This is a genomic window from Rathayibacter sp. PhB152, assembly GCF_003751395.1.
Classification (GTDB): domain Bacteria; phylum Actinomycetota; class Actinomycetes; order Actinomycetales; family Microbacteriaceae; genus Rathayibacter; species Rathayibacter festucae.
The window spans coordinates 389459-415894 of sequence record NZ_RJUT01000003.1; the positions used below are offsets into that span (position 1 = coordinate 389459).

Below are 26436 nucleotides of genomic sequence, written 5' to 3' on the forward strand. Positions count from 1 at the left end.
CACCGTGCCGGTCGACAGGGCGCGCATCGAGGCCGCCGTCGCCGAGCTCCTCGCGGCCATCGGGGAGGACCCGGGCCGCGAGGGGCTCTCGACGACCCCGCAGCGCTTCGCCGACTCCTATGAGGAGTTCTTCGGCGAGTTCGACCTCGACCCCGCCTCGCACCTCGCCGAGACCTTCGCGGTCGTCGAGGAGGGGGAGCAGCCGCCGGCGACCCAGACGGTCGTCGTCCGCGACCTGGCCTTCCGCTCGGTCTGCGAGCACCACCTGCTGCCGTTCGCCGGCGTCGCGCACATCGCCTACCGGGCGGGCGAGCGGGTCGTCGGCCTCGGCAAGCTCCCGCGGGTCGTCGAGACCGTCGCGTCCAGGCCGCAGCTGCAGGAGCGGCTCACCGAGCAGATCGCGGACGTCCTCGACGCCGGTCTCTCGCCCGAGGGCGTCCTGGTCGTCGTCGACGCCGAGCACGGCTGCGTCCGGCTGCGCGGCGCGCGCCAGAGGGCCAGCTCGACCGTCACTGTCGCCGCCCGCGGCACCCTCGCCGACCCCGCCGCGCGCGCCGAGATCATCGCGCTGATCGGCGCCGCCCGGGAGGCCTGACGTGGGCCTCGCCGTCACCGATCTCGCACCCGGCCATCGCGCCGCGCTCCTCGGGATCCTCAACGTCACCCCCGACTCCTTCAGCGACGGCGGTCGCTGGCTGTCCGTGGACGACGCGGTCGAGCACGGACTCCGGATGACCCGCTCCTCCGGCGACGGCCCGGCGTCCTTCGGCGCCGACCTCGTCGACGTCGGCGGGGAGTCGACCCGCCCCGGCGCCGCGCGCGTCGACGCCGCGGCCGAGCAGGGGCGCGTGCTGCCGGTGGTCCGCGCGCTCGCGGCCGAGGGCGTCCGGGTGAGCATCGACACCATGAGCGCCGCGACCGCGGAGGCCGCCCTGGACGCGGGCGCGGTCGTCGTCAACGACGTCTCCGGCGGACTCGCCGACCCGGCGATGCTCCCGCTCGTCGCCGAGCGCGGCGCGGTCTACATCGCCATGCACTGGCGCGGTCACAGCGCCGGCATGACGGAGCTCGCCTCCTACGCCGACGTGGTCGCCGAGGTGCGCTCCGAGCTGGAGCGCCGCGTGGACGCCGCCCGTGCGGCGGGCATCCGCGACGAGCACCTGATCCTCGATCCCGGACTCGGCTTCGCGAAGGACGGCGGCCACGACTGGGCGCTGCTCGCGCACCTCGACGCGATTGTCTCGCTGGGCCTTCCCGTGCTGGTCGGCCACTCCCGCAAGCGCTTCCTCGCGCCCTTCGCTCCCGCGGGCTCGACCGCGGTGGAGCGCGACGACGTGACCGCGCTGCTGAGCCTCGCCGCCGTCGACCGCGGCGCCTGGGGCGTCCGGGTGCACGACGTCCGCTCGAGCGCCCGCGCCCTCGCGCTCGGCGCCCGCCTCCAGGAGGAGCTCCCGTGACCGACCCCGCCCGCTCCGCCGCGACGCCGCCGACCCTCGACGCCGCCGCGCTCGCGCTGCGCGACTCCATCACCCTCACAGGTCTGCGGGTGCGCGCGCACCACGGGGTCTTCGACTTCGAGCGCGAGAACGGCCAGGACTTCGTGATCGACGCCACGGTCTGGCTCGACCTCGCTCCCGCGGCGGGCGGCGACGCGCTGGCCGAGACGGTGCACTACGGGGAGCTGGCGATCGCCCTCGCCGACGCCGTCACCCGCGACCCGGTCGACCTGATCGAGACCGTCGCGGAGCGCCTGGCCGCGGTGGCGCTGAGCTTCGCCGCTGCCGAGGTGGTCCGGATCACCGTGCACAAGCCCGACGCGCCCATTCCGCTGCCGTTCGACGACGTCGCGGTGCAGATCACCCGGGTCCGCCCGTGAGGCCGCGGCAGCAGCGGCTGCTGCCCGAGCGCCGGGTCGTCCTCGCCCTCGGCAGCAACCTGGGCGACCGGCTCGCGCACCTCGAGGCCGCCGTGCGCGCGCTCGCGACGACGCCCGGGCTCCGCCTGGACGGGGTGTCGAAGGTGGTCGAGTCGCCGGCCTGGAAGCTCGACGGCGTCGACGAGGACGCGCCCGCCTACTTCAACGCGGTCGTGATCGGCTCGACGACGCTCGAGCCCGACGACCTGCTCGCCGCCACGGCCGCGATCGAGAGCGCCGGCGGCCGGATCCGCGGCGACGGCGAGGAGCGCTGGGGCGACCGCACGCTCGACATCGACCTGATCGCGGTCGGCGGGGTCGTCCGCGACGACGCGCACCTCACGCTCCCGCACCCCCGCGCCGGTGAGCGCGCCTTCGTGCTCGAGCCGTGGCTCGACGTGGAGCCGCACGCCGTCCTGGTGGGGCGCGGCCCGATCGCCGAGCTGCGTGCCCGCGCGACGGACCGGGTGACCGACCGGCCCGAGACGATAGCGTGGCGGCGCCCGCGAACCTCCGAGACCGCCCCCGCCCCCGGCCGCACCGACCCCGAGAGCAGCACTCCGTGAAGCGCACCCGCATCAGCTCCCTGCTCGGCCTGGCCCTCGTCGGCGCGGTCGCCGGCTTCCTGATCGACTTGGCCATCGCCTCCGCCGGGCGCCCGGTGCTGATCCCGCCGCTCACCGTCCCGCTCACGCTCGTGGTGGTCGCGGCGTTGGTGATCGGCTTCGCGATCCCGATCCACCGCGCGACCAAGGGGACGCTCCGCCGCCCCATCGACCCGTTCCGCGCGATGCGCGTCGTCGTGCTGGCGAAGGCGTCGAGTCTCGTCGGCGCCCTGCTGCTCGGGGCCTCCGGCGGGGTGCTCGTCTACCTGCTGAGCCGGCCCGTGGTGCCTTCGCTAGGCTCCGTGTGGCAGGACGTGGCCGCCATCGTCGGCGCGATCGTCCTGCTGGTGGCCGGTCTGGTCGCCGAGCACCTGTGCACCATCCCGCCGACCGACGACGACGACCCCGCTGTCGGCGAGGTGAACCACGCCTGACGCCGACGCCCGCTCGGACGCAGGCAGGGAGGACGTCATCATGGCCGACGACCAGGAGGCGACCCCCGCGGCCGCTCCGGAGCCGCTGAGCCCGGGGCCGCTGAGCCCGGAGCCGCTGAGCCCGGAGCCGCTGAGCCGGCGTGAGGCGCGGAGCCGCGAGGCGGCGCTCGAGCAGGAGCGCGAGTCGGTCCGGCCCGTGAACGATGCGATTCAGCCGGAGCCGGACGCGGTTCAGTCCGAGCGTGACGCGGTCCGGCCGGAGGGCGTCCGGCTCGACTCCGTCGGTCCCGAGCGCGCGACCGGTGGGCGCCTCGACCTGGCCGGTCCGTGGCGGCGTGTGTCGCCGAAGTACGTGGCCGTCGAGGTCGTCTCGGCCGTCGTCTCCAGCGTGGTGCTCCTCGCCGTGCCGACCTTCCTCCTGCTGATCGGCGTCGACTGGGCCTGGATCCTCGTCGTCGCGGCGGCGATCCTCGCCGTCACCCTCCTGATCGTGGCGCCTCGACGCGCTCGCGCGTACGGCTACCGGCTGCGCGAGGACGACCTGCTCTTCCGCCGCGGCATCATGTTCCAGCGCTTCGTCTCGGTGCCCTACGGCCGCATGCAGCTGATCGACGTCAACCGCGGCCCGCTCGCCCGCGCGCTCGGCCTGGCCGACCTGCGCTTCGTGACCGCCGCCGCGGCGACCGGTGTCAGCATCCCCGGGCTCGTCGACGGCGACGCGGAGGAGCTGCGCGATCGGCTCGTCGAACTGGCGGAGTCGCGCCGGGCCGGCCTGTGAGCGAGGCTCCTGCTGCCGTCCGCGGCATCGAGACCGACCTCGCCGACGGCGAGTGGCACCGCCTGCACCCGGCGACGCCCGTGCTCAAGGGCGGGATCGGCCTGCTGGTGGTCCTCGGCATCCTGATCACCAACCTCCGCGAGCGCCTGCTCGAGCTCTTCCTCCCCGGCCCGGGCGACTACGAGAGCGGCGACCCCGTCGACGCCCTGATCGATCGCGGGTTGATCGGCTGGGCGCTGCTCGCCGTGGCGGCCGGTCTCGCCGTCGCCGTGTTCGCCTTCTGGCTGTCCTGGCGGATGCACACCTTCCGCATCACCGACGAGATCGTCGAGGTGCGCTCGGGAGTGCTGTTCCGCACCAACCGGCGAGCGCGGCTCGACCGCATCCAGGGCATCGCCGTGCAGCGCCCGCTCTTCGCCCGGCTGTTCGGCGCGGCCAAGCTCGAGGTCAGCGTCGCCGGGCAGGACGCGAACGTGCAGCTCTCCTACCTCGGCTCGCGGCTGGTCGACGCGCTGCGGCGCGACATCCTGCGGCTGGCGTCGGGGGTGCGCGAGCGGGAGGCCGTCGCGGGGGAGGCACCGGCCGGCGGCTTCCTCGCCCGCCGGCTGGAGGAGTTCGCCGAGCCGGAGGAGCAGGCTCCGCCCGAGTCGGTGGTCTCCATCCCGCCCGGGCGGCTGCTCGGCTCCCTGGTGTTCAGCGGCTTCACCGTCTTCCTGGTGGTGGCGATCGTGGCCGTCGTGCTCACCTCGGTCTACGGCTCGCCCTACGTGCTGATCGCGATCCTGCCCGGCCTGATCGGCTCCGGCAGCTACTACCTCCGCCAGTTCGTCCGCTCGCTGCGCTACTCGATCGCCGCGACGCCGGACGGCGTGCGCGTCGGCTACGGCGTGCTCTCGACCAGCAGCGACACCCTGCCGCCCGGCCGGATCCACGCGGTGGAGATCACCCAGCCGCTGCTCTGGCGGCCCTTCGGCTGGTGGCAGGTGAAGATCGACCGGGCCGGCCACGCGGCCTCGCGCGGTGCGAACGGCGAGCCGAACACCACGATCCTCCCGGTCGGCGACCTCGCCGCCGTCGAGCGGGTGCTCGCGCTGCTGCTGCCCGGCGACGACGAGGGCGCCGAGGCGACCCCGGTCGGCGACGCGCTGCGCCGCCGCGACGCCCCCGGCTTCACCAGCGCGCCCCGCTCGGCGATGCTCCTGCGGCCCTTCTCCTGGCGGCGCACCGGCTTCCGGCTGGCGGAGGACGTCGTGGTCCTGCGCAGCGGAGCCGTCTGGCGCCGGGTCACGGTCGTCCCGCTCGCGCGGATGCAGAGCGTCGGGGTGCAGCAGGGGCCGCTGCAGCGGATGCTCGGGCTGGCCTCGGCGCGCGTGCACACGGTCGCCGGCCCGGTCACGCCGCTGGTGCCGGTGATGAGCGTCGCCGACGGAACCGCCTTCTTCGAGAGCGTGGGCCGGGCGGGGACCGCCGCGGCCGAGCGCGACGCCAGCCACCACTGGGGGCGGCGCGCCGCCGCCGCTCCGACGCCCCGTGACGCGTGGGCCGCACCCGAGGGGGACCCGTATGCCTGACGCCCGCCGCGACGGACGCCTCGGCGTCGGGATCATCGGCGCCGGACCCGTCGGCCCGGTGCTCGGTGCCGCACTCGCCAACGCCGGGCACGCCGTGGTCGGGGTCGCCACGACGAGCGACGCCGGCCGCGAGCGCGTCGACGCCCTGCTGCCCGGCGCTCCGGTGCTCGTGATCCCCGATCTCGTCGAGCGGAGCGAGCTGGTGATCATCGCCGTCCCCGGCGCCGAGATCGCGGCGCTGGTGTCCGGCCTCGCGGCGACCGGAGCGTGGCAGCCCGGGCAGCTCGTGCTGCACACCGCGGCGGAGCACGGTTTCGGCGTGCTGGCGCCCGCCCTGGCCTCGGGAGTCATCCCGCTCGCGGTGCACCCGGCGATGACGTTCACCGGCACCAGCCTCGACCTCGCGCGCCTCGCCGAGACCTACTTCGCCGTGACCGCGCCCGGCCCGGTGCTGCCGATCGCGCAGGCCTTGGTCGTCGAGATGGGCGGCGAGCCCGTGACCGTCGCGGAGGCGGACCGCCCCGCCTACGCCGAGGCGGTCTCGACCGCGACCACCTTCTCCACCGCCATCGTCGAGCAGGCCGCCGGCCTCCTCGCCGGCATCGGCGTCGACAAGCCCGGCTTCTTCCTCTCCAGCCTCGTCCGCTCCTCCGTCGACGACGCCCTCCGCCGCGCGGCCGGCTGACCCCGCCCTCCCGTGCCGGCGGATCTCGATACGCCCGCTGCGCGGGCTACTCGATCAGCATGAACGGCGCCCGCTGCGCGGGGTAATTGAGCAGCGCTGCAAGCGCCCCCCATGCTGGTCGAGTAGCGCCGCAGGCGCGTATCGAGACCCGGCGTCATCAGCAGTGCGGGTCTGCAGACTCGTGTTCTGACGCCGGCGGATCTCGATACGCCCGCTGCGCGGGCTACTCGATCAGCAAGAAGGGTGCCCGCTGCGCGGGCTACTCGATCGGCATGGAGGGTGCCCGCGGCGCGGGCTCCTCGATCACCGGACTCCGCACCGCCGGTAGGGTTCTCGGGTGATCAGCACCATCGAACGCATCGGCGAGCTCCGGGAGACCCTGCAGGAGGCGCGGCGCGCCGGGGCGCGGATCGGCCTCGTGCCGACGATGGGCGCCCTGCACGACGGGCACCTCGCGCTCGTCGACCGGGCGCGGGAGATCGCGGACGTCGTCGTCGTGTCGATCTTCGTGAATCCGCTGCAGTTCGGCCCGAACGAGGACCTCGACCGCTACCCGCGCGACCTCGCGGCCGACGTCGCCCTGCTCGAGGAGCGCGGCGTCGGCCACGTCTTCGCGCCGAGCGTCGCCGAGATGTACCCGGACGGCCCCTCCTCCACCCGCGTCGTCGCCGGGAAGGTCGGCTCGCTCTACGAGGGCCGCTCGCGCCCCGGCCACTTCGACGGCATGCTGACCGTCGTCTCGAAGCTCCTGCACATCGTGCAGCCGGACGTCGCGATGTTCGGGCAGAAGGACGCGCAGCAGCTCTTCCTCGTCCGCCGGATGGTCCGCGACCTCGATCTGCCCGTCGCGATCGAGGGCGTGGACACCGTCCGCGAGGAGGACGGCCTCGCGCTCTCCAGCCGCAACCGCTACCTCGACGCCCGCGAGCGCCGGGCAGCCCGGACGATCCCGCTCCTGCTCGAGGCCGCGGCCTCCGCCGCCGATCGCGGCATCGACGCCGTGATCGCCGCCGCGCAGTCCGCCTCGATGGGCGAGCCGCTGGTTAAGCTGGACTACCTCGTCGTCGCGAACCCGGCGACGCTCCTGCCGGTCGACGACGACCACCGCGGCCCGGCCCTCGTGCTCGTCGCCGCGGTCGTCGGCTCCACCCGGCTCCTCGACAACGGACCGATCCTGCTCGCCTGATCGCGCCCGCCGCCTCCAACCGAAAGCACCCGCGTTCTGACATGGTCGACACTCCCGGCGCCCCCGTGCCCCCGTCCGAGCCCACGCCCGAGGAGGCCTCCGAGCAGAAGGCCGTCCGCCTGGCCAAGCGCGAGCGCCTGATCGAGCTGGCCGGCGACGACCTCGGCGGCGGCGCCTACCCGGTGTCCGTCGCGGTCACCGACACCATCGCGGCCGTCCGCGCGCGCCACGAGGGTATCGAGCCCGACGTCAAGACCGGCGAGCGGGTCGGCCTCGCCGGCCGCGTCGTCTTCCAGCGCAACACCGGCAAGCTCTGCTTCGCGACGCTGCAGGCCGGCGACGGCTCGCGGATCCAGGCGATGGTCTCGCTCGGCGACGTCGGCGAGGAGTCGCTGGCGAGCTGGAAGGAGCTCGTCGACCTGGGCGACCACCTCTTCGTCGCCGGCGAGGTGCTCTCCAGCAAGCGCGGCGAGCTCTCCGTCTGGGTGTCGGAGTGGAGCATCGCGGCCAAGGCGATCCTCCCGCTGCCGAACCTGCACAACGAGCTCGGCGACGAGACCCGGATGCGCCAGCGCTACCTCGACCTGATCGTGCGGCCGCAGGCCCGCGAGACCGTGATCGCCCGGTCGACCGTGAACGCGTCCCTCCGGAAGACCTTCGTCGACCACGGCTTCCTCGAGGTCGAGACCCCGATGCTGCAGGTGATGCACGGCGGCGCCTCGGCCCGCCCCTTCGCCACGCACTCGAACGCCTTCGACACCGAGCTCTACCTCCGCATCGCGCCGGAGCTCTACCTCAAGCGCGCCGTCGTCGGCGGCATCGAGCGCGTCTTCGAGATCAACCGCAACTTCCGCAACGAGGGTGCCGATTCGACGCACTCGCCCGAGTTCGCGATGCTCGAGGCGTACCAGGCCTACGGCGACTACTCGAGCATCGCCGACCTCACCCAGGAGCTGATTCAGAACGCGGCGCTCGCCGTGGCCGGCTCGCACGTGGTCACCTGGGCCGACGGCACCGAGTACGACCTCGGCGGTGAGTGGCAGCGGATCTCGATGTACGAGAGCCTTTCCGTGGCTCTTCGTGAGGGATATGCGAACTACCGTGGCGAAGATAGTGAATGGAGCCTCGCTCCTGCACCGCCGGAAGAAATCACTCCGCAGACAAGCGTGGAGGTTCTGCGTGAGATAGCTGAGCATTTCGGTATCGAGGTGCACGTGCCCACCCACGGCAAGTACGTCGAGGAGCTCTGGGAGCACTTCGTCAAGGGCGGCCTCGTCCGGCCCACCTTCGTCATGGACTTCCCGGTCGACACCTCGCCGCTGGTGCGCGCGCACCGCAGCATCCCGGGCGTCGTCGAGAAGTGGGACCTCTACGTCCGCGGCTTCGAGCTGGCCACCGGCTACTCCGAGCTGATCGACCCGGTCGTCCAGCGCGAGCGCTTCGTCGAGCAGGCGCTCCAGGCCGCGGCCGGCGACGACGAGGCGATGCGCCTCGACGAGGACTTCCTCCGCGCGCTCGAGCACGGCATGCCGCCCACCGGCGGCATGGGCATGGGCATCGACCGGCTGCTGATGGCCGTCACCGGTCTCGGGATCCGCGAGACCATCCTCTTCCCGCTGGTCAAGTAGGTTCGAGGCGTGGTCAGGGCATCCAGCATCGTCGCGACGGTCGTCGCCGGCGTCCTCACCCTCGCGCAGTTCGGCGTGGGCGCGGCGGTCGCGGGCTCGGTGCTCGTCGACTCCGCCGATGTCGGCCGTGCGCTGGCGGATCAGCGGGCGGCGGAGTCGTTCACCCCCGACAGCACGATCACCGGTTTCGCGGACCGCACCGCGATGTCCACCCGCGGCCGTGCCCTCTACTACGCCTCGAACCCCTCGGTCGAGCCGACGGCCGGCTTCAACGCGCTCTGCGGCTACGGCGCCTCCGACGAGATCGTGCTCGGCTGCTACACCGGCAGCGACATCTACATCTCCGACGTCGAGAATCCCGACCTCGACGGGATCCGCGACGTGACCGCCGCGCACGAGATGCTGCACGCCGCGTGGGTGCGGATGGACGCCGCCGAGCAGGCCGAGGTCGGCGCGCAGCTCGAGGCCGCCTACGCCGCCCTGCCGCAGGACGGCCCGATCGCCGAGCGCCTGGAGCTCTACCGCACTGGAGGCCTGGGCGAGCGCGTCAACGAGCTGCACTCGATCCTCGGCACCGAGGTCGCCGACCTGCCGCCCGCGCTCGAGGCCCATTACGCCGAGTACTTCGCCGACCGCTCGATCGTGGTCGGCCTGAACGCCCAGTACGAGGCGGTCTTCACCGACCTCGAGGACCGCATCACCGAGCTGGTCGGCCGCATCGACGCGATGTACGCGGACCTCACCGCGCGCATCGACGCCAACAACGCCGAGTACGACGCGCTGAACGCCGAGATCGACTCCTTCAACGCCCGGGCGGACAGCGGCGACTTCGCCTCGGACGCCGCCTTCGACGCCGAGCGGGCCGACCTGCTCGCGCGGGGCGAGGCGATCGACGCCACCCGTGCCGCGATCGACGCGGACATCGCGGTCTACGACGGCCTGCGCACCGAGCTCGAGGGGCTGAACGCCGACGCGTCGGCCCTCAACCAGTCGATCGAGAGCAGCTGAGCCGCTCCGGGCGGCCGAAGGACCGGTCCGTCCGGCCCCGTTCGCTGAGCGGCCGCTCCGGGCCCGCTCCCGGCCGGGCCGGGTAGGATCGCCCCCATGGACTGGGAGCTGTGGAATCAAGGACTGTGGGCACTCGTGCCGACCGTCACCATCGGGCTCCTCTTCTGGTTCATCATGCGCGCGCTCATCCGCTCGGACCGCAACGAGCGCCGCGCCTACGACCGCATCGAGGCGCAGGAGCGGGCCCGCCGAGGTCTGCCCCCGCGCGACGCGGCGTAGAGCCCGGCGTGAACACTCCCGACTGGTCGCTGGTCCTCGCGGTCGGCGCAATCGTCGTGGAGCTCGTCGTCCGCGTGATCGCGGTCATCGTCGTCCCGCGCAACCGCCGCCCGACCACCGGCCTCGCCTGGCTGATGGCGATCTTCCTGATCCCCTACGTCGGCATCCTGCTCTTCCTCTTCATCGGCAGCTACCGGCTGCCGCGCAAGCGCCGGCGCAAGCAGGAGGAGATCAACCGCTTCATCCTGGAGTCGACCGAGGGCATCGACCGGGTCGCCCGCAACCACCCCTGGCCGCTCTGGCTCGAGTCCGTCGTCACCCTCAACCGCAACCTCGGCGCGATGCCCCTCGTCGGCGGCAACGACGCCCGCCTGCAGGGCGGCTACGAGCAGACCATCCGCGCGATGGCCGACGAGATCGACCGCGCCCGCCGCTACGTGCACTGCGAGTTCTACATCCTCGCCGCCGACGCGACGACGGCCCCGTTCTTCGACGCGCTCGACCGCGCCGTCGCCCGCGGCGTGACGGTGCGGATCCTGCTGGACCACATCGCCTCCATCCGCGTGCCCGGCTACTACACCGGGACGCACCGCCGCCTGCGGGCGCTGGAGCGGGCCGGCGCGCGCTGGTCGTACATGCTGCCCGTGCGCCCGTGGCTCGGCCAGTACCAGCGCCCGGACCTCCGCAACCACCGCAAGCTGCTGATCGTGGACGGCAACGCCGCCTTCATGGGCTCGCAGAACGTCGTCGACTCGAGCTACAACAAGCGCGGCAACATCCGCCGCGGCCTGCACTGGCACGACCTGATGGTGCGCCTCGAGGGCCCGGTGGTGCAGGGCATCAACGCCATCTTCATCACCGACTGGTACAGCGAGACGGACGAGCTGCTCCTGCGCGAGTCCGAGCCGATGGAGGCGCTGCAGCAGCGCGACACCATCGACTGCCAGGTGGTGCCGAGCGGTCCGGGATTCGACGGCGAGAACAACCTCCGCCTCTTCCTCGCGCTGCTCTACTCGGCGCAGAAGTCGATCATCATCACGAGCCCGTACTTCGTCCCGGACGAGGCGATGCTCTACGCGATCACGACCGCGACCCGCCGCGGCGTGCACGTCGAGCTCTTCGTCTCCGAGATCGGCGACCAGGCCGTCGTCTACCACGCGCAGCGCTCCTACTACGAGACGCTGCTCACCGCCGGCGTGCGGATCTGGATGTACCGGAAGCCCACCATCCTGCACGCGAAGCACTTCACCATCGACGACGACGTCGCCGTGATCGGCTCGAGCAACATGGACATGCGCTCCTTCACCCTCAACCTGGAGGTGTCGCTGATGGTGCGCGGCGCCGACTTCGTCGAGGACCTGCGCGAGGTGCAGCAGGACTACCGGGAGCACTCCCGCGAGCTGACGCTGCGCGAGTGGCGCCAGCAGCCGCTGCGCTCGACGATCCTCGACAATCTGGCGCGGCTCACCTCGGCCCTCCAATAGGGGTGAATCGAGCTTCGCTCAGGAATGGCGAGACTCTCTCACTTCTTGTTACGCTCCGAAGGCGAACGTTCCTCGACGTCCGCTCCTCTTCGATCGGAGTCGCCACCGTGATCCCTCGTCCCTCACATCTGAACCCGCTCTGCGTCCCGCTGAGCGCCGGCGCGCGCGCCGTGCGGCTCCGGGGCTCGGCGGGCGCCTCGGCGCTGCGCCGCACGGTCGACGTCTCCGTCCCGACGTCGGCCGGCTTCCGGATGGACCTCGCCATCGCCGCGACCGAGCGCGTCCGCGTGATCCACGTCGTCTCGACGGCGTTCGCCGTCCGCTGGCCCGGAACGAGCGCGGTCGACGGGTCCTCCGTCTTCCTCCTGCCGATGGACGGCGTCCTCGCCGTCGACACGACGTCCGGCCTGCTCGAGGTCGAGGAGGGCGGGCTCGCCCTCTCCACGGAGGATCCGGTCGTCATCCGCACCTCCCGCCCGGCCCGCTTCCTCGTGCTCTGCGCCGACAACGGCGTCTCGGAGCGCCGCGGCACCGACCCGGTCCGGCTCGTCCCCGCCACCTCGACGACGGCCACCGCGCGGACGATGCTGCGGGCGTTCCTGGCCGAGCTCGACCCCGAGAACCCGGTGCAGGCCGAGTACCTCGAGGGCACCGTCCTGCGCCTCGCCCGGCTGCTCGGCTCGGAGCGGGAGGAGGGCTCGCGCGAGCGCCTGGGCCTGCACGACATGGTCGAGGCCGCCCTGCAGGTGATCCAGGCCGACTACAGCGACCCGACGCTCGACCCGAGCACGGTGGCGCGGCGCTGCCGAGTCAGCCTGCGGACGCTCCAGCGCGCGGTGGCCGACGAGCGCGGCTCGACCCTGCGCCGGCTCATCTCCGACGTCCGCACCGAGAACGCCCTGCGCCTGGTCGGCACGCCGGAGTCGAGCATCCTCCCGCTCAGCGACATCGCCCGGCGCTCCGGCTTCTCGTCGCCGGAGCGGCTGCGGCGCGCGATCGCGACCGAGACGGGGCTGTCCCCGAGCGAGTACCGGCGCCGTCTGAACGGCGAGGACCTCGCCGCGGGCTGAGCCGGCCCTCGCCCGCGGTTCCCCCGATCCTCGCCCGCCCTCGTCGCTTGCGAATGACGGCGACTCGCGCAAGGCCCTGTGCTGTCCGAGGCGCCCGGCGTAGCGTCGGATCGTCCTCAGCACGGTGGGCCGTCGGTCCTCCGGGGCCGGCACTTCAGAAGGGAACGTCATGGCGGCGAGCAGAACGACGCGCATCCTCATCCTCGGCGGCGGCTACGTCGGCCTCTACACGGCCTGGGGCCTCGAGAAGCTCCGCGGAGCGGCGCCGATCGACGTCACCGTCGTCGAGCCGAACCCCTACATGACCTACCAGCCGCTCCTCCCCGAGGTGGCCGGCGGGCACGTCCAGCCGCGCCACGTCACGGTGCCGCTGGTGCAGGCGCTGAAGCGCACCCGCATCGTCCGCGGCGCGATCACCGGCGTCAGCCTGGCCGAGCGCTCGGCCACCGTCGCGGCGATGGACGGCACCAGCCGCACGCTGCCCTTCGACCACGTCGTCTTCGCCCTCGGCGCGGTGACCCGCACCTTCCCGACACCCGGTCTCGCCGAGCACGCCATCGGCTTCAAGACGGTCGAGGAGGCGGCGCACCTGCGCGACCGCGTCATCGAGAACATCGCGAAGGCCGCGCTGACCACCGATCCGACCGAGCGCCGGCGCCTGCTCACCTTCGTCTTCGTCGGCGGCGGCTACACGGGGGTCGAGGCGCTCAGCGAGCTGCTCGACCTCAGCCGCCGCACCCTCGCCGCGCAGCCCTCGCTGTCGATGGGCGACGTCACCTGGCACCTCGTCGAGGCGCTCGACCGGGTCGCGCCCGAGGTCGGCCCGGAGCTCTCGGTCTGGACGCTCGACCACCTCCGCGAGCGCGGCGTGCACGTGCACCTGAAGACGACGATGCCCTCCTGCGAGGACGGCGTGGTCGAGCTCTCCAGCGGCGAGCGGATCCCTGCCGCGACGATCGTGTGGACCGCGGGTGTGAAGCCCAACCCGATCCTCGACGCGACCGATGCGCCCCGCGGGCCGAAGGGCCACGTGATGGCCGACGCGCGCCTCCGGGTGATCACCGAGGACGGCGAGCCCGTCGGCTCGGCCTGGGCGGCCGGCGACGGCGCGCAGGTGCCCGACCTCACCGCCGCGAAGCAGCCCGCGTACTACCCGCCGAACGCCCAGAACGCCGTCCGCCAGGCCAAGCTGCTGGCGCGCAACATCATCGCCGACATCACCGGCGGCCCGGTCGAGGAGTACCGCCACGTGTCCGTCGGCACGGTCGCCGAGTACGGGATCGGCAAGGGCGCGGGCCTCATCAAGGGCGTGAAGCTGCGCGGGCTGCCCGCCTGGCTCGCGCACCGGGCGTACCACGGGGCCGCCATGCCGACCTTCGACCGCAAGTGGCGCATCATCGCCGGCTGGGTCGTCGACGCGGTCTCGCGCCGCGACCTGTCGCCGATGAGCGCGCTGCAGGATCCGCGCCGCGCGTTCCGCGAGACCGCCGAGGCGACCGACCGCGAGGCGGCGGAGAAGCGCGCGGCGAAGGAGAAAGAGAAGGCGGCCGAGGCGTCCTGACCCGGACCTCCTGACCCGGCGCCGGTGCGCTCAGGCGCGTCGGCGCGGCTTCAGCCGGACGGTCGGCAGGGTCGGCGCCGGCAGTGCCCGGCCGGGGTAGTCCGCGACCGTGCCGAACGGCCCGTCGGCGTCGCCGCCCGCGATGACGTCGCTCTGCCAGCGCTCGCGCGCGGCCGCGACATCGTCGTGGCTGCGGCCGACGAAGTTCCACCACATCACCAGCTGGTCGGGGAAGGGCTCGCCGCCGATCAGGACGACCCGGGCGCCCTCGTCCCCGGCCGTCAGCACCAGCACGTCGCGGCCCGGCGCGAGATAGGCGAGGTCGGAGCGGGGGACGTCGACGCCGTCGACCTCGAGCGGGCCGGCGTCGACCAGCACTCCGTGCTCCCACGCGGTCTCGAGCGGGATCTCGACGCGGGCGCCCGGCTCGAGGTCGAGCTGCGCGGCGACGAGCGGGGTGAACACGCTCGCGGGCACGGAGGCGCCGAGCAGCTCGCCGACGAAGACCTGCGCCGTCGCCCCGGGCAGCTCCACCCGCACGCCGTGGTGGTGCTCGAAGAACGGCTCGCCCAGGCGCGCCTCCTCGGGCAGCGCGACCCAGAGCTGCACGCCGTGCAGGACGGGCTCGGCGCCGGTGGAGACCTCGGAGTGCGAGATTCCGCGCCCGGCGGTCATCAGATTGAGCTCGCCCGGCCGCACCAGCTGGTGGCTCCCGACGCTGTCGCGGTGGTCGATCTCGCCCTCGAAGAGCCAGCTGACGGTCTGCAGTCCGGTGTGCGGGTGCGGCGGGACGTCCATCCCCGCCTCCTCGCCGAGGCGCACCGGGCCGTAGTGGTCCGCGAAGCACCAGGCGCCGATCGTGGAGCGCGAGCGCTGGGGGAGCGTGCGGCGCACCTCGATCGCACGAGGGCCGCCGAGCGGCACCAGGCGCGCCTCGAGGATCTCGACCGCAGCGGTCTCGACGGCGGCAGCCTCGACGGCGGTGCTGCGGGCGGAGGGCACGGGGTGCTCCTCCGGGTGCTTCTCGAGGTCGCTCATCCCCGAAGTGTATGCCTCTGCATGGATTTTCGGCGGCCGCTCACGGAACGCTGCAGGCGGGCTCCGCCAGGTCCGGGTCCACCGGGGCGGCAGCGGCGGGCGCCTCGAGGGGAGCGTCCGCCGGCGGCACCTCGATCGTCGCGGCGTCCTGCTCGCCGGTCCCGGCGATCGCCTCGGCGACGGTCCGGTGGACCAGATCGATGTCGGGCTGCTCGGGCAGGGTCAGCGGCAGGCCGAGCTCGACGCGCAGGAGGGGGTGCTCGCGGGCCGAGACGGCGAGCCGGGCGAGGGCAGGCAGCGACTCGGCCGGGAGACTCGTCGAGACGTTCTCGCCGCCGGCCCGCGCGATCGCCTGGAAGCGGGTCAGCACCGTCAGCGGGTCGGCCTGGCGGAACAGAGCGGCCTGGAGGCAGCCCTGCCGCTCGGACCGGTCGGCGTCGGAGGTGTTCACCCGCGACCGGGCGAACCAGAGCGCCTCGCTGCCGTCGAGGTGCTGGAGTCCCGCCTCGATCGGCGGACCGTACTCGACGGGTCGTCCGCTGCCGTCGTCGGGCACGCCCGCCTGGAGGACCGGGCGGCCGACCACGACCGAGACGCCGCCCAGCGCGTCGATGAGCTCGACGAAGCCGGTCATCCGGATCGACACCGTCGCCTGCACGGGCAGCCCCGTGTAGCCGCTGACCGCCTCCCGCACGGCGTCCGCGCCCGGGTCCGCGCTGCCGGGGTAGAGCTCCGGGTGCTCGAGCCCGTACTGGTAGGTGTGGTTGACCCCGCAGCCGGCGAGGCAGCGGGTCCCCTCGGGCAGGGCCGCCGCCAGCGCCGAGCCGGGCGGGTAGAGGAAGTTGGCGGCGGTGCGCGGGACGCCGAGCAGCACGCTGCGCCCCGTCACGGCGTCGACGCTGACGACGGTGAGGGAGTCGGGCAGGAGGACCTGGTCGCGCAGGGGGTCGTCGTCGAGGCCCATCAGCAGGATCGTGTAGCGGCCGTCGACGGGCTCCAGGCCGCGTCCGGAGGCCGAGACCGCCGTCAGCAGGCGGTGCTGCGCGGCGACGGTCGAGACCCACCAGGTCGTCGCCCCGAGGGGCGCGAGCACGGCCAGCGCGGTGACGAGCACGAGGGCCGCCCGCGGCACCGCGGTACGCCGGGCGAGCAGGGCGGCGCCGATCGGGCCGGAGATCCAGAGCAGGCCGATCAGCGCGCCGACCGCGCCGAGCAGCAGCAGGACGCGGGTGTCGGTCGCGGCCCCGACGAGTGCTGCCGGATCGGAGACCGCGGTCCAGGTGCCGAGGGCGATGCCCAGCACGACGAGCACGGCGAGGCCGGCGCGGACGGCGGCCGCACGCGGTCGGCCGAGCATCCGGTGCCCGAGTCCGGGCAGCACGGAGGAGGCGAGCACCGCCAGCAGCGCTCGCCCCGTCGTGCCGGGAGCGGGCGGGCGGCTGCGCTCGCCGTCCGCTCCCGGGTGGTGCGTCAGGCGCTCGCGCGGCGACGGCGCGCCACGACGAGTCCGGCTCCGCCCGCCAGGAGGAGGGCCGCGCCCAGCAGCGCGGTGGCCCCGCCCTCGAGGCCGGTCTCGGCCAGGCGGGGTCCGCCCGGCTTCGATCCGGTGCTCGAGGCAGGTGCCGCGGCGACGGGGGTGGCGGACGGGGTGGTCGGCTCGGTGGTGCCCACGGGCTCGGAACCCGCGGCGGCGCCGCCGTCGAGGGTGGCGCTCGCGAGCACGCGGCCGTAGTCGTCCATCAGGGCGAGGGTGTGCGGCTCGGTCGTGTACTCGGCGCCGATGGTGGTGGTCACGGCGCCGCTGGCGATCGCGGAGGTGCCGATCGTGGTCGGCTCGGAGTAGATCACGGTGCTGGTGGCCAGGCCGTCGAGATCGCCCTCGGCCGCCCAGTACAGGTCCGAGAAGGTCAGGTCGAAGCTCTCGCCCACCAGGTAGCTCGAGGGCGCGACCGACGCGTCGGTGAAGTCGGCGAGGTAGATGTCGAAGTTCTCGAGGGCCGGCGGCGTGACGGAGGGGACGTCGCCGTCGACGACCGCGGTCCCCGCCGCCGGGTCGACGTCGTACGCGATCTCCTCATCGCGGTAGATCGCCGCGGTCGCGGCGGGCTCCGGGAGCTCGAGCCCGACGTCGGGCGAGCTCGGGCTGAAGAAGTACAGGTTGACCGGGCCGGCGAAGTTGTAGACGAGGGCGTCGCCCTCCGCGTCGAGCGACGCCTTCTTGAGGACCCACTCGCCGCGGCTCCCTCGGGCGCCGACCGGCAGCTGCGCCTGGACGAAGACGTCGTAGCCGGCGTACTCGGGGCCGGCGTCGATCGAGATGCCGCCGCCGTTGAAGAGGATCGCGTCCTGCCAGTCCAGCGGGTTGTAGGGCGTGTCGGCCGAGGCCGGCGCGGCGGCGGTCAGGGCGAGGCCCACGGCGGCCGTCGCGGCGAGAGCGCAGCCGAGGAGCGGGCGGAGCGGGCGGGTCGAGCGGTTCATGCGGTGTGTCCCCCGGTGGTGGCGACCGTCGTCGGTGAGGTCGTCGGCTCACTCTCGGGGGCGGAACGCCCGCGCGCAAGCCCTTCGAGACGGCCGTCGTCGAATCGGGACATCGTGTTCGAGCGGGCCGGACCCGCTCCGGGACGCGAGGCGCCCGACGGCGCGAGCGGAGAGCGACGAACGAGCGGGCGGGCCGCCGTGCCGAGGCACGACGGGCCGCCCGCCCGATCGATCGTCAGGCGCTCGCGCGGCGGCGGCGTGCCAGGACGAGTCCGCCGAGGCCCGCGGCGAGCAGGCCGCTCGCCAGCAGAGCGATCGAGCCGGCCTCGACGCCGGTCTCCGCCAGGTGCGCGCCGGGCTTCGCGCCCGGCTTCGATCCGCTGTTCGAGACCGGGGCCACGGCCACCGGCGTCGGAGTCGCGGTCGGGGTCGCCGTCGGCTCGGCCTCGGGAGCGGCGGCGCCGCCGTCGAGCGTCGCGGCCGACAGCACGCGGCCGTAGCCGTCCAGCAGCGCGACCGTGTGCGGGTCGGTGGTGTACTCGGCGCCGATCGTGGTGGTCACCGAGCCGCCGGCGATCGTCGAGGTGCCGATGGTGGTCGGCTCCGAGTAGACGACCGTGCTGGTCGACTGGCCGTCCAGGTCGCCGGGCGCCGCCCAGTAGAGCTCGGAGAAGGTGAGATCGAACGCCTCGTCGACCGTGTAGCTCGACGGCTGGACGGTCGCGAGCGTGAGCGGGGTGCCGTACGTCTGCAGGTCGGCCAGCGCGGGCGCCACGACCGTCGGGACGGCCCCGTCGACGACGGCGGTGCCGGCCTCGGGGTCGACGTCGTACTCGATCTCGCCGCCGCGGTAGATGGCCGCCGTCGCGTCGGGCTCGGGCAGCTCGAGTCCGGGCTGCTCGGCACTCGGGCTGAAGAAGTAGAGGTTCGTCGGTCCGGCGAAGTTGACGACGCGGGCGGTGCCCTCGGCGTCGAGCGACGCCTTGCGGATGTTCCAGACCCCTCCGCCCTCGTAGCCCTCGACGGTGCGCGGGATCTGCGACTGCACGAACACGTCGTAGCCGGCGTACTCGGGACCTGCGTCGACGGTGATCCCGCCTCCGTTGTACTCGAAGATCTCCTCGCCCTCGACCTCGGCGGCCGAGGCGGGCGTCGCCGCCAGCAGCGCGAGGCCGAGTGCGGCGGCGGTGGCGGCGACGGCGCCGCGGGCGAAGGGTGGTGCGAGTCGTGTCATGTGGTGCTGGTCCCCCAGGTGATCGAGGCTCTCGGTGGTGAGTGCGCTGAGTCACGATCCCGCACGGGAGACCCCGTCGCATCCGCCGGGAGGCGGACGTGTCGCGGGACGTCGGCGCCGCCGCACGGCCGCTCTCGGGCACCCGTCTCACGCCCAGGGCGAACAGGGGGTCCGACCGGGGGGAGCGCTGGTTACAGTCGAGCTATCGGAGCCCACCCCTGCGGGTTCTGTAGGGAGTGACAGCATGTTCGAGAGATTCACCGATCGCGCACGGCGCGTCGTCGTCCTGGCCCAAGAAGAGGCCAAGATGCTCAATCACAACTACATCGGGACCGAGCACATCCTGCTCGGCCTGATCCACGAGGGCGAGGGAGTGGCGGCCAAGGCGCTCGAGTCCCTCGGCATCTCGCTCGACGCGGTGCGCGAGCAGGTCCAGGACATCATCGGCCAGGGGCAGCAGCAGCCCACCGGCCACATCCCCTTCACGCCGCGTGCGAAGAAGGTCCTCGAGCTGTCCCTGCGCGAAGCGCTGCAGCTCGGCCACAACTACATCGGGACCGAGCACATCCTGCTCGGCCTCATCCGCGAGGGCGAGGGCGTCGCCGCACAGGTGCTCGTCAAGCTGGGCGCCGACCTCAACCGGGTGCGCCAGCAGGTCATCCAGCTCCTCTCGGGCTACCAGGGCAAGGAGCAGGTCGCCGTGGGCGGTGAGCAGCAGCAGCCTCAGGGCGGCTCGCAGATCCTCGACCAGTTCGGACGCAACCTCACGCAGGCGGCGCGCGACAACAAGCTCGACCCGGTCATCGGGCGCGAGAAGGAGATCGAGCGGGTCATGCAGATCCTCTCCCGCCGCTCCAAGAACAACCCCGTCCTGATCGGCGAGCCCGGCGTCGGCAAGACCGCCGTCGTCGAGGGCCTCGCCCAGGCGATCGTGCGCGGCGACGTGCCCGAGACGCTCAAGGACAAGCAGCTCTACACGCTCGACCTCGGCTCGCTCATCGCCGGTTCCCGCTACCGCGGTGACTTCGAGGAGCGCCTCAAGAAGGTGACGAAGGAGATCCGCACCCGCGGCGACATCATCACCTTCATCGACGAGATCCACACCCTCGTCGGCGCAGGGGCCGCGGAGGGCGCGATCGACGCCGCCTCGATCCTCAAGCCGCTGCTCGCCCGCGGCGAGCTGCAGACCATCGGCGCGACCACGCTCGACGAGTACCGCAAGCACTTCGAGAAGGACGCCGCGCTCGAGCGCCGCTTCCAGCCGATCCAGGTCGCGGAGCCGTCGCTGCCCCACACCATCAACATCCTCAAGGGCCTGCGCGACCGCTACGAGGCGCACCACAAGGTGTCCATCACCGACGGCGCCATCGTCTCGGCCGCCAACCTCGCGGACCGCTACATCAGCGACCGCTTCCTCCCCGACAAGGCCATCGACCTGATCGACGAGGCCGGCGCCCGCCTGCGCCTCTCGATCCTCTCGGCCCCGCCGGAGCTGCGCGAGTTCGACGACAAGATCGCCGTCGTCCGCACCGCGAAGGAGGCCGCGATCGAGGACCAGGACTTCGAGAAGGCCGCGTCGCTCCGCGACGAGGAGAAGCAGCTGCTCGGTGAGCGCCTGCGCCTGGAGAAGAAGTGGAAGTCGGGCGACGTCAAGGCGACCGGTGTCGTCGACGAGGGCCTGATCGCCGAGGTCCTCGCCCAGGCGACCGGCATCCCGGTCTTCAAGCTGACCGAGGAGGAGTCCTCGCGGCTCGTCTTCATGGAGAAGGCGCTGCACCAGCGCGTCATCGGTCAGGAGGAGGCCATCGCGGCCCTCTCGCGGACCATCCGCCGCACCCGTGCCGGCCTCAAGGACCCCAAGCGTCCGTCGGGATCGTTCATCTTCGCCGGCCCCACCGGTGTCGGAAAGACGGAGCTCGCCAAGGCGCTCGCCGAGTTCCTCTTCGACGACGAGAACGCGATGATCTCGCTCGACATGTCGGAGTACGGCGAGAAGCACACCGTCTCGCGGCTGTTCGGCGCCCCTCCCGGGTTCGTCGGCTTCGAGGAGGGCGGGCAGCTCACCGAGAAGGTCCGCCGGAAGCCCTTCAGCGTGGTCCTCTTCGACGAGATCGAGAAGGCTCACCCCGACATCTTCAACTCGCTCCTCCAGATTCTCGAGGAGGGTCGTCTGACCGACGGCCAGGGGCGCGTCGTCGACTTCAAGAACACCGTCATCATCATGACCACCAACCTCGGTGCGCGTGACATCGCCGGTGGTCCCGTCGGGTTCCAGATCGAGGGCGAGAACGCCACCGGCTACGACCGCATGCGCGGCAAGGTCAACGAGGAGCTGAAGAAGCACTTCAAGCCCGAGTTCCTCAACCGCGTGGACGACGTCATCGTCTTCCCGCAGCTGTCGAAGCCCGAGCTGCTCCAGATCGTCGACCTGTTCATCGGCCGCCTCGGCGACCGCCTGCTGGACCGCGACATGACGGTGGAGCTGACGCAGTCGGCCAAGGAGCGGCTGATCGAGGTCGGGTTCGACCCGGCCCTCGGCGCCCGCCCGCTGCGCCGCGCGATCCAGCGCGAGATCGAGGACCAGCTGTCCGAGCAGATCCTGCACGGCCAGCTCGGTGCCGGAGACCACGTGCACGTGGACTTCGCGGAGAACAAGTTCGTCTTCACGACGACGCCGCGTCTCATCTCGATCAGCGCCGGTGCGACGGCGGGAGCGGCGACCGCCGGCCCCGCGACGCCCGACCTGATGGCGTAGCACCCGCACAGCACGACAGCGAGCCCGTTCCTCCTCGCGGAGGGACGGGCTCGTCGTCGTTCGGCCGTACGCTTGTCGGATGGCCGATTGGAAGTACCCGGTGCGCCGCGCGCGCACGAGCGACGTCCCCTTCATCCAGGAGCTCAGCGAGCCGCTCGTCAACGAGCGCATCCTCCTCGGCAAGGACCGCGTGGTGCTCTACGGCGCCGTGCAGGAGTTCCGGATCGCGGAGTCGGGTGACGGCACCGCCATCGGCTGCGGCGCGCTGCACGTGATGTGGGACGACATCGCGGAGGTGCGCACCCTCGCCGTCGCGAAGGACTGGCTCGGCCGGGGCGTGGGCCACCACATCCTGGAGCGCCTCGAGAACGACGCGCGCGAGCTCGGGCTGAAGCGCCTGTTCTGCCTGACCTTCGAGGTCGGCTTCTTCGAGCGCCACGGCTACGCGCCGATCGGCGAGAAGGTCGTCGACCCCGAGGTGTACGCCGAGCTGCTGCGCTCTCCCGACGAGGGCGTCGCCGAGTTCCTCGACCTCGCCCGGGTGAAGCCGAACACGCTCGGCAACACCCGCATGCTCAAGACGCTCTGAGCGCTCGCGCGTCGTAGCCTGTGTCGGTGACTCCGCCTCCCCGCCGCCTGCCCTCCCGGGTCTACCGGCGACGCAGGGCCGGTCTGATCCTCGCGCTGCTGGTGATCATCGCCGGAATCGCCGCGCTGGTCTCGCTGCAGCCGTGGGCGGGCGCGCGCGGGACGGCCGAGAGCGCGAGCCCGACGGCCTCGGCGCTGCCGACGCTCTACCCCTCGACCGCGCCCGAGGGCTCGCCGCCCGCCGACGCCGCCGCCTGCACCGCCGACACCGTCGCGGTCACGGCCGTCACCGATGCGACGAGCTACGGGCCCGACGAGGCGCCGCAGCTCTCGCTCTCGCTCGCGAACATCTCGAGCACCGACTGCGTGATCGACGCCGGGACGAGCGGGCAGGTCTTCACGATCACCAGCGGGTCCGACCCGGTCTGGACCTCGACCGACTGCCAGACGAACGGGTCGTCCCTCGAGATCCTGCTTCAGGCCGGCACCTCGGTCACGGGCAGCGCGATCACCTGGGACCGCACCCGCTCCTCGCCGGACACCTGCTCCGGCGGGCGCGAGGCGGTCGAGGGGGGCGGCGCGGCGTACAACCTGTCGGTCTCGGTCGCGGGGATCCCGTCGGGGTCGACGACGCAGTTCCTGCTGCAGTAGTCCGTCCCACCTGTCGCCCTTCAGGGGGAGGTGGCGCGGAACACGCGCGCGTACGCTCACGGACATGATGAGGACGCTCCGCCGGCTCCTGTCCGCGATCACGCCGAGGGGGCGGGGCTCCGGAGCGCGCGGACCCGGGCTGTCCGCGGGAGCGGCGGGGATGCTGCTCGCGGCCGCGCTGGCGGGGGCGCCCGCGGCGGCGGCGGGACCCCTGCCCGCGGGCCGCGGGGGCGAGCCGGTCGCCGCCGCTGCCGTCGGCGCCGCCGCCATCGGCGGACCAGCACGCGGCGTCGACGACTTCCGCTTCTCCCGCTACGCCGTCGACTACGACCTCGGCCGCGACGCCGAGGGGCGCTCGACGCTGACGACGGTCGAGACCTTCGTCGCCGAGTTCCCCGAGGACCAGAACCGCGGGATGCAGCGGGCGATCCCGCTCCAGTACCAGGGCTACCCGACCGGCGTGGACCTGGTGTCGGTGACGGACGAGACGGGGCGGGCCCGGCCCGTCGACACCGAGACCGAGGACGGGATCCTCCTCGTGACGAGCGCCGCGGACGGCTTCGTCAGCGGCAGCCAGACCTATGTCTTCACCTACACCCAGCACGACGTGACGCTGCCCGGCTCCGGAACCAGGAGCGGCGAGGACGAGTTCTACTGGGACGCGAACGGCACGCAGTGGCGGCAGCCCTTCGACCGCTACGACGTCCGGATCCGGCTCACCGGCGGCCTGGCCGAGGCGGCGACCGGGACCGCGTCCTGCTACCGCGGTGCGGCGGGGTCCACCGACGGCTGCTCAATCGGCCGCGACGGCGCCGTGGTGACCGCGAGCGGGACCGACCTGGCGGCGTACGAGAACGTGACGGTCGCGGTCGGCTTCGCGCCGGGGACCTTCACGCCGCGCGACGACGGCTACTTCGCCTCGGGCTGGGCCTGGGTGCAGCTGGCGTCGATGCTCGTGCTGCTCGGCGTGCTCGTCGCGGCGATCCGGCGGCGTGCCACGGTGCTGCGCGATGCTCCGGGGCGCCCGACGGTGATCGCCGAGTACGAGCCGCCCGCGCAGGGGCTCTTCCTCTCCGCGGCGCTGCGCGGGCGGTCCTCGCGCGCTCCGGCCGCGGCGCTGCTCGACGCGGCGGTCCGCGGGCTGGTCCGGGTCGAGGAGAAGGACTCGGGGAGGAAGCCGGGGTTCCTCCTCCGCGTGCTCGATCCGGCGACGGCCGCGCCGCGACGGGCCGGGCGGCCGCGGGTCGTCCCTCCCGTCGACCGGGAGTTCTTCGACATCGCCTTCGGGGCCTCGCCCGCGCCGGGCGCCGTCCGCGATCTGAGCGGGAAGGACAAGGAGTTCGGGAAGGCGGTGTCGTCCTTCCAGACGGTGATGTCCGCGCGGGTCGTGGAGGAGGGACTGCGGCGCTCCGGGACGGTGCGCGGCTCCGTGCTCCTGGTCGTGCTCGCGGTGGTCGCCGTCGTCGGCGTCGTGCTGTCCGGGGCGCTCCTGCTCGGGGCGGCGCTCGGCGGGGCACTGCCGATCGTGCTGCTCCTCTCGGCGCTCGTCGTGGGGGCGCTGGTCTGCGTCCTGCTCGCGAAGGTGCCGCTGACCGCGGCCGGCGCGGAGCTGCGCGACCACCTGAAGGGTCTCGAGCTGTACCTGCGGCTGGCGGAGGCGGACCGGTTCGCGATGCTGCAGTCGCCCCGCGGTGCCGACCGGCGCAGCGTCGGTCCGGTCGAGGTCGTCGAGGTGACCGAGCGGCTGCTGCCGTGGGCGGTGCTCCTCGGGTTGGAGAAGGAGTGGTCGGCAGCACTCGCGACCGCCTACGAGCAGACGGGCGAGAGCCCGGTCTGGTACTCGGGGACGACGGCGTTCCACGCCGCGGCGTTCGCGGGGAGCATCTCCTCGTTCTCCTCGTCCGCGTCGAGCTTCGTCGGCTCCTCGTCGAGCTCGTCGAGCGGCGGCGCGGGCGGTGGCGGCAGCTCCGGCGGTGGCGGGGGCGGCGGCGGAGGCGGCGGGGTCTAGCCTTCTCGGCCGCGCGCGCCCCGTCTCGACCTGCTCTCGGCGCGGCGGTCGGCGCGGAGCCGGCTCTTCGCGGCCGCGTAGTCGCGGGAGCTGCGGCTCGAGAGGGCGAGCAGCACGAGGATGTCGAAGGCGACGCTGCCGAGGTTGGTCTGCAGGCTGATCGCCGCACCGCCCTGGAGCACGGCGGCGAAGGCGGTGATCGTGCTGAGCAGGCTGGAGGAGAGGGCGAGCAGGCGGGCCGTCCCGGAGCCGCGGAGCACGAGTGCGCCGAGGAGCAGCCAGAGGAGCATCGCCACCCCGAGGAGGGCTGCGGCGATCGGCCGGGTCGAGGCCTCGTCGAGCGTGGAGCCGCCCGCGGTGGCGGTGCCGCCGTCGAGCCAGGTCAGGTCGTCGAGCGAGGCGGCGCCGGCGAGCAGCAGCACGGCCTGGAGCGCGTACGCGAGGCCGCGGGCGACGAGCATCAGGGCTCCGACGTGCGTGGTGACGGGACGGCGGAGGACCGTCGCGGACGAGGTGCCGAGCGCACCGGCCAGCTCGGTGGCGGCGACGGGGGCGATCGCGTCGCGCTCGGCGGCCCCGGACGGCAGGGGGATCGCGCGGAGGTCGACGACCGGCAGGTCGCCGTCGGTGACGATGGAGTCGCCGCCGCCGTTCCGGGAGTGGTAGCCGGTGGAGAAGTCCTGGATGACGTCGACCGTCACCTCGGGGTGGTGCTCGCGGAGGCTCGCCACGATGTGGTCGCGCTCCTGGTCGGTGTCGGGGGAGATCTTGTGCGTGACCTGGAGGGTGAAGAGCGAGAGTCCGACGCTGCGGTCGAAGGTGCCGGCGGCGACCCACTCGACGGGGAATCCGCCGGGCAGGAACCAGTTCTCGGGGCAGCGCCAGAAGCGCACGTGGTGGCGCTTGCCCGGGTTGCCGGCGACCTCCTGCTGGAACGCGACGTCCTGCTGCCGCCCGAACACGAAGAGCGGCGAGACGGGGGCGCGGTGGTAGCTGCGGCGGGTGAGCGTGGCCGTGATGATCCGCCGGCTGCTGCGCACCGTGACCTCGTCGGCGCGGGTCCAGCCGGAGGAGGTCATCGCGTGGACGAGCTGCGCGTCGCTGCCCTGGAAGGCGAGGTTGACCGGGTCGCCGAGCAGGCCGTCGCTGGTGCGCGCGCGGCCGATGAAGTAGTCGGGCACGTAGAGCCGGGTGAGGATCCGGTGCAGCCGCGGCAGCACGAGGTACGCGACCAGGACCCAGACGGCGACGTAGAAGCCGATCTGGGCCCAGCCGGAGCGGACGCCGTCGGTGACGAGGACCACGGCGAGGAGGGTCGCGGCCACGCCGCCGAGGACGAAGAAGGCCTGGTCGAGCAGGGCGGGGAGCGGGAAGCGGCGGCGGCGCACCGCCGGTGCGGAGGCGGGGGCGGAGTCTCCGTCCGTGGCGGGACGGTCCTGGTCGGTGCCGGCCCGCTCGGTGTCGCTGCTCACGGCGTCAG

At 73.1% G+C, this 26436-nt stretch carries 24 protein-coding genes; 19 read left to right on the plus strand and 5 right to left on the minus strand.

Annotated elements, in window-relative coordinates; translation table 11 throughout:
- Positions 1-4: 4 nt before the first annotated feature.
- The 15 genes from folE (at position 5) to EDF36_RS08735 (ending at position 14204) form a co-directional block, all read left to right on the plus strand.
- On the plus strand, positions 5-595 hold the full coding sequence (gene folE / locus EDF36_RS08665) for a GTP cyclohydrolase I (RefSeq protein WP_123446802.1): 591 nt from the start codon (positions 5-7) through the stop codon (positions 593-595).
- 1 nt (position 596) lies between these two features.
- Positions 597-1457 carry a dihydropteroate synthase gene (gene folP, locus EDF36_RS08670; protein ID WP_123732685.1) on the plus strand — a complete coding sequence of 287 codons (861 nt, stop codon included), beginning with the start codon at positions 597-599 and terminating at the stop codon, positions 1455-1457.
- Positions 1454-1876, plus strand: a complete 423-nt coding sequence (gene folB, locus EDF36_RS08675; RefSeq protein ID WP_185020416.1) for a dihydroneopterin aldolase — start codon at positions 1454-1456, stop codon at positions 1874-1876. The genes folP and folB overlap by 4 nt, the downstream gene beginning before the upstream one ends.
- On the plus strand, positions 1873-2481 hold the full coding sequence (folK, locus tag EDF36_RS08680) for a 2-amino-4-hydroxy-6-hydroxymethyldihydropteridine diphosphokinase (protein ID WP_123732686.1): 609 nt from the start codon (positions 1873-1875) through the stop codon (positions 2479-2481). The genes folB and folK overlap by 4 nt, the downstream gene beginning before the upstream one ends.
- Positions 2478-2954 carry a DUF3180 domain-containing protein gene (locus tag EDF36_RS08685; RefSeq protein ID WP_123446799.1) on the plus strand — a complete coding sequence of 159 codons (477 nt, stop codon included), beginning with the start codon at positions 2478-2480 and terminating at the stop codon, positions 2952-2954. Before folK ends, EDF36_RS08685 begins: the two co-directional genes overlap by 4 nt.
- A gap of 40 nt (positions 2955-2994) precedes the next feature.
- The gene (locus EDF36_RS21765; protein WP_123732687.1) at positions 2995-3732 is read left to right on the plus strand and encodes a PH domain-containing protein; all 738 of its coding nucleotides are present in this window, start codon (positions 2995-2997) and stop codon (positions 3730-3732) included.
- Positions 3729-5303 (plus strand): PH domain-containing protein, encoded by a 1575-nt coding sequence (locus EDF36_RS08695; RefSeq protein ID WP_123732688.1) that lies wholly within the window; start codon positions 3729-3731, stop codon positions 5301-5303. Before EDF36_RS21765 ends, EDF36_RS08695 begins: the two co-directional genes overlap by 4 nt.
- Positions 5296-5988, plus strand: coding sequence for a Rossmann-like and DUF2520 domain-containing protein (locus EDF36_RS08700; RefSeq protein ID WP_123732689.1), 693 nt, complete (start codon positions 5296-5298; stop codon positions 5986-5988). The genes EDF36_RS08695 and EDF36_RS08700 overlap by 8 nt, the downstream gene beginning before the upstream one ends.
- A gap of 337 nt (positions 5989-6325) precedes the next feature.
- Entirely contained in the window at positions 6326-7174 is an 849-nt protein-coding gene (gene panC / locus EDF36_RS08705; protein WP_123732690.1) for a pantoate--beta-alanine ligase, read from the plus strand.
- 41 nt (positions 7175-7215) lie between these two features.
- Positions 7216-8802, plus strand: a complete 1587-nt coding sequence (lysS, locus tag EDF36_RS08710; RefSeq protein ID WP_123732691.1) for a lysine--tRNA ligase — start codon at positions 7216-7218, stop codon at positions 8800-8802.
- A gap of 9 nt (positions 8803-8811) precedes the next feature.
- Positions 8812-9810: a hypothetical protein gene (locus EDF36_RS08715; RefSeq protein ID WP_123732692.1), complete on the plus strand. Its 999-nt coding sequence runs from the start codon at positions 8812-8814 to the stop codon at positions 9808-9810.
- 96 nt (positions 9811-9906) lie between these two features.
- Positions 9907-10089, plus strand: a complete 183-nt coding sequence (locus tag EDF36_RS08720; RefSeq protein ID WP_123446793.1) for a hypothetical protein — start codon at positions 9907-9909, stop codon at positions 10087-10089.
- 8 nt (positions 10090-10097) lie between these two features.
- Positions 10098-11573, plus strand: coding sequence for a cardiolipin synthase (cls, locus tag EDF36_RS08725; RefSeq protein WP_123446792.1), 1476 nt, complete (start codon positions 10098-10100; stop codon positions 11571-11573).
- Between the two features lie 107 nt (positions 11574-11680).
- Positions 11681-12643 (plus strand): AraC family transcriptional regulator, encoded by a 963-nt coding sequence (locus tag EDF36_RS08730; protein ID WP_123732693.1) that lies wholly within the window; start codon positions 11681-11683, stop codon positions 12641-12643.
- Between the two features lie 169 nt (positions 12644-12812).
- Complete coding sequence (locus EDF36_RS08735) at positions 12813-14204, plus strand: NAD(P)/FAD-dependent oxidoreductase (protein WP_123732694.1); 1392 nt, start codon at positions 12813-12815, stop codon at positions 14202-14204.
- A 30-nt stretch (positions 14205-14234) separates the two neighbouring features.
- On the opposite strand, the gene EDF36_RS08740 is transcribed toward EDF36_RS08735, so the two are convergent.
- From EDF36_RS08740 to EDF36_RS21770, 4 genes are all read right to left on the minus strand, one after another.
- Positions 14235-15242, minus strand: coding sequence for a pirin family protein (locus EDF36_RS08740; protein ID WP_123732695.1), 1008 nt, complete (start codon positions 15240-15242; stop codon positions 14235-14237).
- 40 nt (positions 15243-15282) lie between these two features.
- Complete coding sequence (locus EDF36_RS08745) at positions 15283-16638, minus strand: LCP family protein (RefSeq protein WP_123732696.1); 1356 nt, start codon at positions 16636-16638, stop codon at positions 15283-15285.
- Positions 16639-16712: 74 nt separating this feature from the next.
- Positions 16713-17720 (minus strand): LPXTG cell wall anchor domain-containing protein, encoded by a 1008-nt coding sequence (locus tag EDF36_RS21225; RefSeq protein WP_185020417.1) that lies wholly within the window; start codon positions 17718-17720, stop codon positions 16713-16715.
- A gap of 235 nt (positions 17721-17955) precedes the next feature.
- Positions 17956-18954 (minus strand): LPXTG cell wall anchor domain-containing protein, encoded by a 999-nt coding sequence (locus EDF36_RS21770; RefSeq protein ID WP_123732697.1) that lies wholly within the window; start codon positions 18952-18954, stop codon positions 17956-17958.
- 244 nt (positions 18955-19198) lie between these two features.
- On the opposite strand from EDF36_RS21770, the gene EDF36_RS08760 reads away from it, so the two are divergent.
- The 4 genes from EDF36_RS08760 to EDF36_RS08775 all read left to right on the plus strand — a co-directional run bounded on the left by EDF36_RS08760 (position 19199) and on the right by EDF36_RS08775 (position 24956).
- The gene (locus tag EDF36_RS08760; protein WP_123732698.1) at positions 19199-21709 is read left to right on the plus strand and encodes an ATP-dependent Clp protease ATP-binding subunit; all 2511 of its coding nucleotides are present in this window, start codon (positions 19199-19201) and stop codon (positions 21707-21709) included.
- A 79-nt stretch (positions 21710-21788) separates the two neighbouring features.
- Entirely contained in the window at positions 21789-22298 is a 510-nt protein-coding gene (locus EDF36_RS08765) for an amino-acid N-acetyltransferase (RefSeq protein WP_123446786.1), read from the plus strand.
- A gap of 26 nt (positions 22299-22324) precedes the next feature.
- The gene (locus EDF36_RS08770) at positions 22325-22948 is read left to right on the plus strand and encodes a hypothetical protein (protein WP_148059200.1); all 624 of its coding nucleotides are present in this window, start codon (positions 22325-22327) and stop codon (positions 22946-22948) included.
- Between the two features lie 64 nt (positions 22949-23012).
- The gene (locus EDF36_RS08775) at positions 23013-24956 is read left to right on the plus strand and encodes a DUF2207 family protein (RefSeq protein ID WP_148060001.1); all 1944 of its coding nucleotides are present in this window, start codon (positions 23013-23015) and stop codon (positions 24954-24956) included.
- On the opposite strand, the gene EDF36_RS08780 is transcribed toward EDF36_RS08775, so the two are convergent.
- On the minus strand, positions 24953-26428 hold the full coding sequence (locus tag EDF36_RS08780) for an LssY C-terminal domain-containing protein (protein ID WP_260300636.1): 1476 nt from the start codon (positions 26426-26428) through the stop codon (positions 24953-24955). The genes EDF36_RS08775 and EDF36_RS08780 overlap by 4 nt on opposite strands.
- Positions 26429-26436 lie beyond the last annotated feature (8 nt).